The sequence below is a fragment of the Deefgea piscis genome (genome assembly GCF_019665785.1).
Classification (GTDB): Bacteria; Pseudomonadota; Gammaproteobacteria; order Burkholderiales; family Chitinibacteraceae; genus Deefgea.
Window position 1 is genome coordinate 2493128 of record NZ_CP081149.1, and the last position, 14466, is coordinate 2507593.

Below are 14466 nucleotides of genomic sequence, written 5' to 3' on the forward strand. Positions count from 1 at the left end.
CTTCTGGAGTATGAAGAGCATGAAAACGACCTTCCTCGACTTCGAGCAATCTGTAGCCGAACTCGAAAACAAGATCGAAGAACTGCGCTACGTGCAGGACGATTCGGCAGTAGATATCTCAGTTGAAATTTCGCATTTAGAAAAAAAGAGCCAAGAGCTCACTAAAACGATCTACGCCAAACTGTCGCCGTGGCAAATTTCTCAAGTGGCGCGCCATCCGCAGCGTCCGTATACCTACGACTATATCGCCGGTATTTTTACTGACTTTCAAGAATTGCACGGTGATCGCGCTTTTGCCGATGACTTGGCCATTGTTGGTGGTTTGGCTCGCTTTAATGGTCAAAGTGTCATGGTCATCGGCCACCAAAAAGGGCGTGATACCAAAGAAAAAATCATGCGTAATTTCGGTATGCCACGCCCAGAAGGCTATCGCAAGGCATTGCGTTTGATGAAATTGGCAGAAAAATTCAACATTCCTGTCATCACCTTTATCGATACCCCGGGTGCTTACCCGGGTATCGGCGCCGAAGAGCGTGGACAGTCAGAAGCGATTGGTCGCAATTTATTTGAAATGGCCAAACTTCGTGTCCCGACCATTTGCACCATTATCGGTGAAGGCGGTTCGGGCGGTGCACTGGCGATTGCCGTCGGCGATATTGTACAAATGCTGCAATATTCAACTTATTCAGTGATTTCTCCTGAAGGCTGCGCCACTATTTTGTGGAAAACCGCCGAACGTGCCTCCGATGCGGCCGAAGCCCTTGGCATCACCGCAACACGCTTAAAAACACTCGGTTTGGTCGACAAAGTAATTAATGAGCCGGTTGGCGGCGCACATCGCGATTATCAACTGATGATGAGCGCAATGAAAAAATCAATTGCCGATGGGCTTAAAAACTTACAAGCCAAATCGATTGATCAACTTCTCGATGATCGCTTTGAGCGTCTAATGGAATATGGCAAATTTAAAGAAGAATCCGTCGCCTAAAACGACATTCAATCACGAGGGCTGGCTTGCCGCATCAGCCGCCCTTCGTGACTTTTGCTGCAACGGGGGCCAACGCCCCCGTTTTCAATCCAGCCCTCCCATCCGCTTATGCGTGGGTTTCTCGGCAGGATTGGATTCAAGCGTACTGCTGCACTGGCTCAGTCAACAACAAGCTGAACTGGGCTTTAGTTTAAGCGCCATTCATGTTCACCACGGTTTATCGCCCAATGCTGACGTTTGGGCCGAACATGCCCGCGCTTTTTGCCAAGCACTCCACATCCCATGCCAGATCGCACACGTCAACGTATCGCAAGATACTGGACTCGGCGTTGAAAGCAACGCCCGCACCGCGCGTTATCGTGCGTTTACTGAGCAAGCTTGTGATGCCATCGTACTCGCCCACCATCAAAACGATCAAAGCGAAACGCTGTTAATCAATTTGCTGCGCGGCAGCGGCCCAGCGGGCCTGTCGGCAATGAAATCCTTGCGGGCGCTGAACGCCAATACCGACGTGTTACGTCCCTTATTGCAGTTGCCACGCTCGGCCTTGCTGGACTACGCCAATACCCATCAGTTGGCTTGGGTGGAAGATGAAAGCAATCAAAATACGGCCTTTAAACGCAATAAAATCCGCCATGAGCTCATCCCTTTACTTGAGGGTATTAACCCCAAAGCCATAGCAACTATTGCGCGTAGCGCAATACATCAAGGCGATGCTGCAGCCATTTTATTAGAGCGTGCCCAAGAAGACCTCGTTCTCTGCATGCAAGAGCAAGCTTTGCAACTTGCGCCATTTCAACAGCTCAGCGCTGCGCGGCAACGCAATGCCTTACATCATTGGCTAGATACCCACGGCATCACGCTTGAATTACGTGCTTTTGATGAATTATTGCGCGTCACTTTTGACGCGGCCAGCGACACTTGCCCAGCGCTAGTTTGGCGTAATGCCGCGATTCGCCGCTATCGTGGCGCATTGCATATCACTCGCGCCAGCTTAAATCCGGGTCCCGAACTAGATCGCCAATGGCAAGACGCGCCGCAGATTGCCGATTGGCATGGTGAACTACGCTGGATTGAAGCAGAGCACGGTATCGATCCACGCTTTTTACAGCAAGGCTATCGCATTGCCGGTCGCTCAGGTGGCGAAAGCCTCAGGCTGGCAGCCAATCGTCCAACGCGCTCACTCAAAGCCCATTGCCAAGCACTGGGGATTGCGCCTTGGCTGCGCGAAACGACGCCGCTGATTTACCTTAACGGTCAACTAGCCGCCGTGCCCGGTCTTGGCGTTCACGCTGATTTTCAAGTTGGCGCCGATCAAATCGGCTGGTTGCCCATTTGGCAAGCCAATCACCCCAACTTGGGTATTGCCCGCTAAAGCATTACAAGCAAGACGTCCACTCATATACTCGTAATACGGAACACATCATGGCCAAAAGCAGCAAAACGTCCGCCGCCCCAACCCACACGCCCATGATGGCGCAATATTTTTCACTCAAGGCCGATCACACCGACAAACTGGTGTTCTATCGCATGGGGGACTTTTACGAGTTATTTTATGAGGACGCGGTCAAAGCGGCGCGCTTGCTCGATATCACCCTCACCACCCGCGGCAGTAGCGCCGGTGAGCCAATCAAAATGTGCGGCATTCCATTTCACTCGCTCGAACCGTATCTGGCTAAATTGGTCAAACTCGGCGAATCCATTGCCATCTGCGAACAAATTGGCGATCCAGCCACCAGCAAAGGGCCAGTCGAACGTAAAGTCATGCGCGTAGTCACGCCGGGCACCTTGACCGATGCGGCGCTACTGGACGACAAACAAGAAAACCGCCTGTTAGCGCTACGTTTTGTCAAAGGCAAACTGGGCATGGCATGGCTGTCATTGGCGTCGGGCGACTTTGCTTTGATGGATTCTGACGTTGAAAAAATCAGCTCCGAACTAGAGCGACTGCGCCCGGCTGAAATCTTAGTCCCCGAAGGCACTGAGCTGGCGCTACTCGATCAACTACGCATTCCGGTGCGGCGGATTGCCGGCTGGCAATTTGAAAACGACAGCGCCCAGCGCAATCTAAGCCGGCATTTTAGCGTCCATGATTTGAGCGGCTTTGGCGTGAGCAACGACATGCTGGCACTCGGCGCTGCTGGCGCCTTGCTCGATTACGTTCGCAGCACGCAAGGTGGCTCGCTACCGGCACTCGATGGTCTACGGGTAGAAAGCACCACGCAATACATTGAGCTTGATGCCGCCACACGGCGCAATCTTGAAATTACCGAAACCATTCGTGGCGAAACCGCACCCACGCTGTTTTCTTTACTTGATCAATGCGCAACAGGCATGGGCTCGCGCCTCTTGGCGCATTGGCTGCATCATCCATTGCGTCAGCACAGCAAAATTATCGAACGGCAAGACGCCATTAGCACGCTGATTGAGCAAGCGCGTTGCGAAACGCTGTATCCAGTCCTGCGTGAAATCGCCGACATCGAGCGCATCGTTTCCCGCATTGCACTGCGCAGCGCCCGCCCTCGTGATTTAGCGAGTTTACGCAGCAGCTTGCAGGTATTGCCGCAACTGGCCGATCAACTCCCACACACGGGTTTATTTCGCGGTTTAGCAGCCGCATTGAATGCAGAACCCGCCATTGCCAGCTTGCTACAAGCGGCAATTCAAGCCGAACCGGGCGTATTAATTCGTGAAGGCGGCGTAATTGCAGATGGCTATTCGAGCGATCTGGATGAGTTACGTCATATTCAAAGCAACTGTGGTGACTTTCTTACCCAGCTGGAATTACGCGAACGCGAACGCACCGGCATTGCCAGCTTGCGCGTGGAGTATAACCGGGTAGCGGGCTTTTTTATTGAGGTTACCAACTCATACCTAAGCCAAGTACCCGAAGACTACCGTCGTCGGCAAACGATGAAAAATGCCGAGCGTTACATCACGCCGGAATTAAAACAGTTTGAAGAAAAAGTCCTGTCAGCCAATGAGCGAGCTTTGGCGCTGGAAAAACAGCTTTATGAAGGCCTTATCGAAGCGCTGCAAATCCACCTCAGTACGCTGCGTCTGGCCGGCCAAGCAGTGGCCACGCTCGACGTACTGGTTTGCTTAGCACAGCGCGCTGAGCTGAGCGGCTATATTGCCCCGCACTTTTGTGACGACGCGGTATTACACATCGAAGCCGGTCGCCACCCTGTGGTCGAAGCGCAAATTGATGACTTTATCCCCAATAGTGCCGACTTCCATTTAGCGCGCAAATTACTGCTAATTACCGGCCCGAATATGGGTGGTAAATCGACGTATATGCGACAAGTGGCCCTCATCGTTTTGCTGGCGCACATCGGCAGTTACGTGCCAGCACAAAGCGCCCAAATCGGCCGAGTCGATCGTATTTTTACCCGTATTGGGGCGAGTGATGACTTAGCCGGTGGCCGATCGACCTTTATGGTCGAGATGACTGAAACCGCCAATATTTTGAATAATGCCAATGAATACAGCTTGGTGCTTATGGATGAAGTTGGCCGTGGCACATCGACGTTTGATGGTTTAGCACTGGCTTGGTCCATCGCTCGCGCCTTAATCGAAAAAAATCGCAGCTATACCCTATTTGCCACACACTATTTTGAACTGACTCGACTCGCGCAAGACTACCCGCAAGTCAGCAATGTGCATTTGGATGCGGTTGAACACAAAGACAAAATCGTGTTTTTACACGCCGTCCAAGAAGGCCCTGCCTCACAAAGCTACGGGATAGCCGTGGCCAGCCTAGCCGGCGTGCCGCGTGACGTAGTTCGTCAAGCCAAACGTAAATTACTGGACTTAGAACAAAATAGCTTACAAAATGGGCCACAAGCTGATTTGTTTGCTGTCAATAATTTTGACTACGTGGCTGAACCTGAATTGCACCCCGCTGTCGAAGCACTACAAGACATCAATGCGGACGAGCTCAGTCCACGTGACGCACTGGCATTAATTTATCGTTTACAAGCACTCATTTAGATCAACAAATGTAAACTTTTACACTACCGATCCGCCGCAAAACGTCTAGATTTACGGCATGAAAATTATTCTAAGCAGAGAGGATTGTACTGTGGCTACAGAGACCCCCCAAGCAATGAGAGACCAACTCGGCACTGCGCTTTTGGATATTGCGCAGTTAAGCAGCAGCCCAGACGCCGAAACCGGCATGCAGCTTTCTGAGTTAACCCAAAATGCAACCAGCGAAGTACGTCGCTTTGGTGAGGATTTAGCCAGCCACTTACAAGCCTATACCTCAGTGAAAGTACCTCCTGCTTTTCAATTACAAAGCGCTGCTGAAGGTAAAATTCAAGTCGTTGGCGATCATCCAAACAAAGCCGAAATTGAAAGCTACCTCAATCAAAATACCCGCTTGCTTAAATGGTTTAAAGAATTAGAAGTTTTATTTGAGATTCAAAGAAAACTCGAATTAGCAGAAAGTGATGAAGACCTCGACCAACAAGTCTTTAATTTTGGCTTAACCAGCTTGGGCGGCATTGCGTTTTTTACTTTAAAAACGGCCAACTAAGTGCAGCAAACCCAGTCTAATGGCCGCCTAGCGCGGCCATTGGCATTTATCAGCATCGATAAAGTAAACCAGTTATAATTAACGCTTATAGAACAAAGAAAGAATGCCCGATGAAAACAGTTAAAGCCCGCCGTCCGCAGCCCGCGATCCGTGAAGGCCGTGCTGCCGACCAGCAACGAAGCGCCAATAAGGCGGGCAGTCGTGGTAAATCCGCTGCTCAACCGTTGCAAACGCCTTTTGCTAAAACTGGCGCAACTAAAAAGAAACCCGTCTCAGCGAGCGAAGCCGCGCGTAATCGCGCCAAAAACTTGCCCGACACTGGGCGCTCTTCAACGCCAGCCACCGGTACGCGTAAGCGTGGCAATTCCACCGTTGGCATGAGCCGCATGATTGCCCAAGCAATCGCCAAAACCACTGGCGCTCGCGAAGTACAAGGCATCAAAACGCCAACTGAAGCAGCAGAAACCACGCAAACCACCATTGTTCACCATGGTGATAAAAGCAATAAAAACGTCAAACGCGCCAAACGCATGAAGCAACGCCAAGGCTCACAACAAGAGCTAGCATTTCAGCAAATCTTGCGCGAAAAACGTCTTGCTAGCACCGAAATTGACGATGATCGCTTACAAAAAGTTTTGGCTTATTCCGGCCTAGGTTCACGCCGTGATATGGAAGAAGTCATCGAAGCCGAACGCGTCACCATCGGCGGTCGTATCGCCACATTGGGTTGCAAAGTCAGCCCAGGCGATGAAGTGCGTATTGATGGCAAACGTGTGGCGCTTAAATGGCCAGACCGTATGGTGCGCATCATTATGTACCACAAACAAGAAGGCGAATTGGTCAGCCGTGATGATCCAGAAGGCCGCGTAACCGTCTTTGATCGTTTGCGCCGCGTTTATTCCAGCAAATGGATTGCCATTGGTCGTTTGGACTTTAACACCACCGGCCTCTTGCTATTCACCACCTCTGGCGAATTGGCCAACCGGATGACGCATCCGAGCTTTCAAGTTGAACGCGAATACGCGGTGCGCGTTCATGGCCAGCTCACCCCAGAGCAAATGAAAGAGCTCACCCAAGGCGTAAAACTTGACGACGGTGAAGCCCACTTTACCCGAATCGAAGATCGTGGCGGCGAAGGTAGCAATCACTGGTATCACGTGGTGATCAAAGAAGGTCGTAACCGTGAAGTTCGCCGGATGTTTGAACACTTCAACATCATGGTTAGCCGTCTAACGCGGATTCGCTTTGGTATGTTTAGCTTGCCGGGTCGTCTCAAACGCGGTGAGTTTTACGAACTCTCAGAAACCGAAGTTTTGGCTGCAACCAAATGGGCTGGCCTCACAATGATGGGTCAGGTAAAAAGCTAGGTATTTAGCGCTAGGTTTTAATTGATAAAGCCTAGCGAACTATACCCAAGATAAATTATGAGCAAAGCATTCACCACCGAATCCACTGGCGACGATGATGACGTAATCCCTGCGGATTTAATCATCCCTTCAGGCAGCAAAAACTACATCACGCCACATGGCTGGCAACGCCTAAAAAACGAACTCTATCAACTCGTCACCAAAGAGCGCCCCGAGCTCACCCACCTAATCAACTGGGCAGCAAGTAATGGTGATCGTTCAGAAAATGCCGATTATCAATATGGTAAACGCCGCCTACGCGAAATTGATCGCCGTATTCGTTTTTTAACCAAACGCTTAGAAATCGCCGAAGTCGTCGACCCTTGCACTCGAGAAAACACCGACCAAGTCTTTTTTAGCGCCACCGTCAGCTACGAGCGCGAAGATGGTCACAGCGAAACCATTAGCATCGTCGGTGTGGATGAAACCGATCTCACGCTCAATCACATTAGCTGGACGGCGCCCGTAGCTCGAGCCTTACTCAAAGCCAGAGAAGGCGATGTCGTTTTATTACGCACCCCAACTGGGGTCGAAGAGCTCGAAGTCACTCAAATTCGTTACATTGAGATTGTCCGCCCAGAATAAATTGGCTGCTTCTATGCCAAACAATCTAGCGGACATACGCCATCATCAGCATATCAACGCAGTGTGATACGCGCGCTTTTACGTAAAAAACCAACATATCCAATGCCATTGTTCTAATTGTTTTCCCTCATGCAAAAGACTATTGTATTGTCGCGCCATGCGGATATTCAATTCATCATCAGGTCATTTATTTCGTCGCGTTTTGCGCAATATGGCGTTGCGCATTACCTTAGCGGCGTTTGCAATTTCAGCGATTAGTTATTACTACAGCTACCAGCGCTTACAAGAAGAAGCGCTGATTCATTTAGCTAAATATATCGACGCTCGCAGCCAAATTGAAAGCAGTCTATTTATTAATGCCGAAGGCAATACGCGGCTGGTTCGTGATGAATTCATCCGCCGCTACGGCTTAGAACAAAATACCAATGCCAGCGCCGCATTCGATCAATTATTACGCCAAGATAAAGACGGCATGTGGCGTATTAAATATGAATTAGATGATTTTGAACATCGCGCCACCATTGCCATCTTACCCACCGCCAAGCGCTCGCCCGAATTTAAACGCCAAGTGGTTTTAGCCTATGACTTACTTTCACAATATGGACCAGCATTTAGCAACAACTATTACGATACTTTTATTGATCTGAATATTTCCGATGCCAATTTAATGTATTTGCCACAGCTCAATTACGCGCGCAGTGGCTCACTGGCCGATTTTGCTGAAACTGTCGAACCGGAAATCATTGCTACACCGGCAGCTAATCCACAAAGAACCAGCCAATGGACTGGCATTTATTACGATAAACAAGCTTTGGAATGGATGGTATCGATTGTTACGCCGATTGATTACTTAGGTAAATACATCGGTAGCGTTGGTCAAGACGTGTTATTAACGCAATTAATTACCCGCACCAATACAGTGAATATTCCTGGTACTTATAATTTTATTATCAGCCGTGATGGTCATTTGATTTCTCACCCCAATTACATGCAGCAAATTCAGCAACAACACGGTAAATTCCAAGTCGCCAATAGCTCAACCCCGCTCAAGGACTTATTTGCGGTCATCAAAACCGCTCAGCCACTCGATCGTTTTATTGAGACTAAAGATCAAGAAAGCTGGCTAGGTATTGCGCCAATCAAAAGCACCAATTGGTTATTTGTGACGGTCTACCCAAAAAAAATATTGCAAACCAAAGCCGCAATATCAGCCAGTATTATTTTATTACTCGGCATGATCGCCCTCGCCTTAGAACTAGGTTTATTAGCTTGGGTTCTCAAAACCGATATTATTAAGCCACTCACTCGACTTAAAAATGCAATTCAAGCGTTAGCCAACGGCAAAACCTCAACCGAACTCGACACGCATCGCGACGATGAAATTGGTGAATTAGCACGCAGTTTTAGAGACATGGCACAGACAGTGCAGTCACACCGCCATCATCTTGAAGAACTAGTCAATGAAAGAACGCAAGAATTAGCCAGTCGTAATTTGCAACTGCAAGCGGCCAATGAAGCGCTCAAATACCTTAATCATGAAAAAAATGAATTACTCACCATTGCCGCGCACGATTTAAAAAACCCCGTCGCCAGCATTCAAGGCATGTCAGTCTTACTCAAAGATCGACTGCACGAATGGCCAAGCGAGAAAATTCAAAACCGCCTAAGCGGCATTAATCAATTGGCCGGACGCATTCAAAATATCATTGGCAATTTAATCGATCACAACGCCCTAGAAACTGGGTCCGTTCGGCTGGTTTTTGCCCCCATTGCCATCGATGCCTTAATTGAAGACGTGATGAATGAATGGCAAGAAAGGCTCACGCATAAACAACAGCATTGTCATTATCAAGGCAATCATTTGCGATTAACCGCCGACCGCTCGGCACTGTGGCAAGTTTTGGATAATTTAATTTCTAATGCGGTGAAATATGCGCCGCATGAAAGCACGATTGTCATTAGTACCGAAAACATCGGCAATCACATCGAAATCTGCGTGAGCGACCAAGGTCCGGGCGTGGCGCCGCATGAAATGGTGTTGTTATTCAAAAAATTTAGCCGCCTTTCCGCGCGCCCCACGGGCGGCGAACACACGACCGGATTGGGTTTGTCGATTTCAAAACGGCTGATTGAAGCAATGAATGGCGAAATTCGCTGCGAAAGCCAATTTGGCCACGGGGCGCGCTTTATTATTACCTTACCTTTGAGTACCGAAATAGATCACACAGACACCAACGCCACTGTCCTGTAAAATCCATCCTCATTTACTCATTCTCAAACCCTGCGCCAGCAGGGTTTATTGCTGGAGCTGCCGCGATGCGCCAATATTTAGATTTACTGCAACACGTACTCGATCAAGGCGTAGCCAAAGAAGATCGCACTGGCACCGGTACCGTTTCGGTTTTTGGCCATCAAATGCGCTTTAACTTGGCCGAAGGTTTTCCCTTAGTCACCACAAAAAAAACCCACCTTAAATCCATCATCAATGAATTACTGTGGTTTTTACGTGGCGACACCAATATCCAATGGCTGCACGAGCATGGCGTTAAAATCTGGGACGAATGGGCCAGCCCTGAAGGTGATTTGGGGCCCATTTATGGCTACCAATGGCGCAGCTGGCCAACGCGTGATGGCCGCCATATCGACCAAATTGCCGATGTGATCAAAGCATTAAAAACCAATCCTGACTCACGTCGAATTATCGTTTCAGCGTGGAATGTCGGTGAAATTGAAAACATGGCGCTACCACCTTGCCATGCTTTTTTCCAATTTTATGTGGCCCCGGCGCAAAAAGACGATCCAGATCAGCGCGGCAAATTATCCTGCCAACTGTACCAGCGCAGCGCCGATTTATTTTTAGGCGTGCCATTCAATATCGCGTCTTACGCCACCTTGGTATTGATGCTGGCGCAAGTGTGTGATTTACAACCGGGTGATTTTATTTGGACTGGCGGCGATTGCCATATTTATCGCAACCATTTTGAACAAGTTAAAGAGCAGCTGTCACGCTCGCCACGCAGCTTGCCAACGATGAAGCTCAATCCGGCTAAAACCGATTTATTCGACTTTGAATTTGCTGACTTCACCCTCGAAGGCTACGATCCCCACCCAGCGATTAAAGCGCCTGTTGCGGTTTAATTGATTCGGCAATAAAAAAACCATCTCCGATCTTTCTGAGATGGTTTTTTTACGTATAAAAATACAGTCATTCAGGTCGGAAAAACGGCTGATATCGTTGACTGCCTTATCGTAATGGCAATGTTCAGATCGGGCGTTTGCTGTGCCGCGCTCGTTGAGCTGGGGCTTCAAATCCCGTCCAAGCGCACCGAGTGAGGAGCGAGACAAATGGTTTTATCGTTTGGCTCACGACGATCGAGGGCATCGGGGACCGATGCGCGCTCGGGGCGCCTTTCTTTCCCCCTCTTTCTTTGACGAGTCAAATAAAGAGGGTCCCCGTCGCGGATTGCGACTGTAAAGCAATGTGCCGAAGGCACTTAAAAAACGATAAGCACGTAATCTGAACAACGCCATCGTAACGATGGGTATTGCCACCTAGCCCAAAAGCCACAATACTCAGATTTAAATACCCTTTACAAATGGGTAATCTACTTCAGGCTGGCGGCCGGCGATCAAATCGGCAATGGCTTTTGCCGAGCCACAGCATTCAGTCCAACCTAGCGTGCCGTGGCCAGTATTGAGCCATAAACTCGGGAATCGAGTTTGGCCAATATATGGCAGATTACCCGGCGTTGCCGGACGTAAACCGGTCCAAAATTCTGCCGCAGCATAATCCATCCCTTCCGGAAAGATTTGGCTGGTTCGATCAATCAAGGCTTTACAACGAATCGCATTTAAATCCAAGTTATAGCCATTAAATTCAGCCGTTCCGGCCACTCGCAAACGATCACCCAAGCGAGAAAAAACTAATTTATAACCATCATCGGTCAAGCTTACCGTTGGCGCATGCTGCGGGTCGATCACCGGAATTGTTGCTGAATAGCCCTTGGCAGGATAAATATCTAAGGTAATTCCCAAGGGCTGCAAATGAATCGGACTGTAACTCCCCAAGCACACCACAATCGCATCCGCTTCCAAGCGTTCAGCGCCGTTTTCTTCGCTGATAACGCGCACCGCTTTCACATCGTCCCCTACCCGCTCTAAGGCTTCAATGCTGCAGTCATAGCGAAACTCAACCCCCATCGCCATACAGCGCTCGGCCAATTGATTGGTAAATTCTCGCGCGTCGCCCGATTCATCACTGGGCGTATAAGTGCCGCCCACAATGGGGTAACGCGATTGCGCCAGTGCCGGCTCAATCACCAAACATTCTGCCGCCGTTTTGACCTGCCGATCCAAGCCCACTTCGCGCATTAAGGCCGCTGCTGGAATCGCCGATTCATACTCTGCGATGTCGGTGTAGTAATGCAAAATCCCTTCGGTGCGCTGATCATAGGCCACCCCAGTGGCCAGCCGTACCGATTGCAATGTTTCGCGACTATACAAGCCCAGTCGCACTAAATTTTGTAAGTTGGCTTTGGCTTTGGCCTTGGTACATTGCTCAAGAAAACGTAAGCCCCAGCGCCATTGATTCCAATCGAGTTTTAATCGGAATAATAACGGAGCGTCTTCTTCGCCCAACCATTGCAAGGTTTTCCACGGCGCTTTGGGATTGGCCCACGGCTCGGCATGGCACACCGAGATTTGCCCACCGTTGGCATAGCTGGTTTCGCGCGCGGGCTCTTGTGCCCGTTCTATGACCGTGACTGCATGGCCTTCTTGCGCTAAAAACCACGCGGTTGTTACGCCGATCACACCAGCACCAAGAATAATGACACGCATCGAACATCCTCCCAAGGCGATCTATTTGTCAGTCATTATGCCCTGTACTACCGTTCGTCAGCGTTAGATTATGCATTTTTAATGTTGCAGATCAAAACCAGAAGTGTTGGACACAGACTGCAAAAATGCCGCAAGCATGTGTAATCTGAGTGGTCTGCTTTAAACTGTATGCCATTAGCAAGCCACCCATAGAAAATGCATTAATGAATCTGTCTTTACGTTCCGCAGTCATCCTCGCGATCTTGATTGGCCTATGCTTGCCCGCCACCATCACCGGTTATATCGGCCTGCGGTACGAGCAGCAAGCCGCCCAAAATCAAATCTCGCGTGACCAGCAACGTATCGCCGACGTCCTTGCTCTTGGTATGCAAGAACCCCTTTGGAATCTGGCCCCAGAATCAGCGCGCCCTTTGCTCGATTCCTTAATGAGCGACGAGCGCACCGTCAGCATTACCATTAACGATCAAAAACTTGGGCCATTTTTATCGGCCAATCAGCCTGAGCGCAAAATAGGTCATACCGCCTCGCTTTCGCGCCCAGTCATCAAACAAGGCAATACCATTGGGATCGCCACCGTTGAGTTTTCTGATGGCATTAGCACGCAACACATCAAGCGAAAATTACAAATTTACTTACTCGCTGTGATCGTACAAGTTGTTTTGAGCTTGGCCTTGATTTTATTCTTACTGAACTCGCGTATTTTACGGCCACTTAAAAAACTCACCGTGCAATCGCAACGACTGGCAGATCGTCAGCTCAATCAAGCATTTATCTGGCGTCGCCATGATGAATTAGGGCATTTAGGCCAATCCTTAGAAAGCACTCGGCAAGCCTTACATGATTTAATTGGCACTTTAGAGCAAAAAAATGTGCAGCTCGAAGCCGATTTAATTAGCCGCAAACAAATTGAATCCGCGCTGCGCGTTAGCCAAGATCGTTTTCGCCGCTTAGTTGAATCCACGCGAATTATTCCTTGGGACGCCCGCCCAGATGAATGGCGATTTACCTATGTTGGCCCGCAAGCCGAGCAACTATTGGGCTATCCGATTGCGGTTTGGTATAGCGAAGCTTTTTTAAGCAACTATCTACACCCCGATGATCGACACCTCGCCTACCCGCTATTTGCCGACAAGATGATACTGGGGCAAACCCATGAATTTGAATGCCGATTACTCTCGGCCAGTGGTAAAGCCATTTGGGTGCATTTTTTTGCCACCGTCAGCCTAGATCAAAATGGCCAAGCGCACTTACAGGGCTTTTTATTTGACATCCAAGCTCGTAAGCACAATGAGCAACAACTGGAACAATATCACCACCATTTAGAAGAAGTCGTCGAAAGCCGCTCTCGAGCCTTAGTCACGGTGAATCATGAGCTAGAAATTTTAATGGCCTCGATCGCGCAAGATTTACGCTCGCCGCTCAAAACGATTGATGGCTTTAGCCAAGTGCTCATCGATGACTACCGCGAAAAACTCGACGGTAACGCCCGCAATTATCTGCTGCGCATTCGCAGCAGCACCCAAACCATGAGCAATCGCATCGATGATTTGCTGATGCTGCAAGAGCTCTCACGCAATGAATTACGGCCAGAAGAGATCAACCTAAGTGAAATGGCCAACGACATTATGGAAGAACTCAGCCTATTGCAAACCGAGCGAGAAATCAGCCTGCACATCCAAGCCGAAATGGTGGCCGTTGCTGATCGGCATTTAATGCGCATTGCGCTGTACAATTTTTTGGAAAATGCCTGGCAATTTGCCAAGCCAGAGCAAGCCATCAACATTACATTTGCCCGCAATACCATCAATGGACAGCCGGTTTTTTATATTGCCGACCAAGGTCTTGGCCTAGATCCTGAGCAATCCAGACGCTTATTTACACCTTTTTTTCGCTCACAAAACGAGCCGCGCAGCTCGGGAATCGGCCTCACCGTCGTGCAGCGCATTATCAGCCGCCACAATGGCCATCTTTGGGTGAAGTCCAATCTAGGCGAAGGCGCGACCTTTTATTTTACCTTGCCAGACAGCCGCATTGCACAGTCGGCATAAATCACGCACAGAACGCTTGCAAAAAAGAACGATTGTTCTATAATAAGCCAACTCAATCTA

The 14466-nt window shown here is 49.4% G+C and carries 10 protein-coding genes; 9 read left to right on the forward strand and 1 reads right to left on the reverse strand.

Features of this window, described 5'->3' with window-relative positions; genetic code table 11:
* The first annotated feature begins 19 nt into the window (after window positions 1-19).
* The 8 genes from K4H25_RS11455 to K4H25_RS11490 all read left to right on the forward strand — a co-directional run bounded on the left by K4H25_RS11455 (window position 20) and on the right by K4H25_RS11490 (window position 10657).
* Entirely contained in the window at window positions 20-988 is a 969-nt protein-coding gene (locus tag K4H25_RS11455) for an acetyl-CoA carboxylase carboxyltransferase subunit alpha (protein WP_221020625.1), read from the forward strand.
* Window positions 957-2363: a tRNA lysidine(34) synthetase TilS gene (gene tilS / locus K4H25_RS11460; RefSeq protein WP_255587571.1), complete on the forward strand. Its 1407-nt coding sequence runs from the start codon at window positions 957-959 to the stop codon at window positions 2361-2363. Before K4H25_RS11455 ends, tilS begins: the two co-directional genes overlap by 32 nt.
* A 50-nt stretch (window positions 2364-2413) precedes the next feature.
* A complete protein-coding gene (gene mutS, locus K4H25_RS11465) occupies window positions 2414-4981 on the forward strand; it encodes a DNA mismatch repair protein MutS (protein WP_255587573.1) in 2568 nt (855 codons plus the stop codon).
* A gap of 91 nt (window positions 4982-5072) precedes the next feature.
* Window positions 5073-5528: a hypothetical protein gene (locus K4H25_RS11470; RefSeq protein ID WP_221020627.1), complete on the forward strand. Its 456-nt coding sequence runs from the start codon at window positions 5073-5075 to the stop codon at window positions 5526-5528.
* A 110-nt stretch (window positions 5529-5638) separates the two neighbouring features.
* A complete protein-coding gene (locus K4H25_RS11475; RefSeq protein ID WP_221020628.1) occupies window positions 5639-6895 on the forward strand; it encodes a pseudouridine synthase in 1257 nt (418 codons plus the stop codon).
* 57 nt (window positions 6896-6952) lie between these two features.
* The gene (gene greB / locus K4H25_RS11480; protein WP_221020629.1) at window positions 6953-7519 is read left to right on the forward strand and encodes a transcription elongation factor GreB; all 567 of its coding nucleotides are present in this window, start codon (window positions 6953-6955) and stop codon (window positions 7517-7519) included.
* A 157-nt stretch (window positions 7520-7676) separates the two neighbouring features.
* Window positions 7677-9770 (forward strand): ATP-binding response regulator, encoded by a 2094-nt coding sequence (locus K4H25_RS11485; protein WP_221020630.1) that lies wholly within the window; start codon window positions 7677-7679, stop codon window positions 9768-9770.
* Window positions 9771-9835: 65 nt separating this feature from the next.
* Complete coding sequence (locus K4H25_RS11490; protein ID WP_221020631.1) at window positions 9836-10657, forward strand: thymidylate synthase; 822 nt, start codon at window positions 9836-9838, stop codon at window positions 10655-10657.
* 441 nt (window positions 10658-11098) lie between these two features.
* Here the strand turns inward: K4H25_RS11490 and K4H25_RS11495 are convergent, their stop codons facing one another.
* Window positions 11099-12358, reverse strand: coding sequence for a D-amino acid dehydrogenase (locus K4H25_RS11495; RefSeq protein WP_221020632.1), 1260 nt, complete (start codon window positions 12356-12358; stop codon window positions 11099-11101).
* 203 nt (window positions 12359-12561) lie between these two features.
* Here K4H25_RS11495 and K4H25_RS11500 point away from each other — a divergent pair, with 203 nt between their 5' ends.
* The gene (locus K4H25_RS11500; RefSeq protein ID WP_221020633.1) at window positions 12562-14406 is read left to right on the forward strand and encodes an ATP-binding protein; all 1845 of its coding nucleotides are present in this window, start codon (window positions 12562-12564) and stop codon (window positions 14404-14406) included.
* Window positions 14407-14466: the final 60 nt, after the last annotated feature.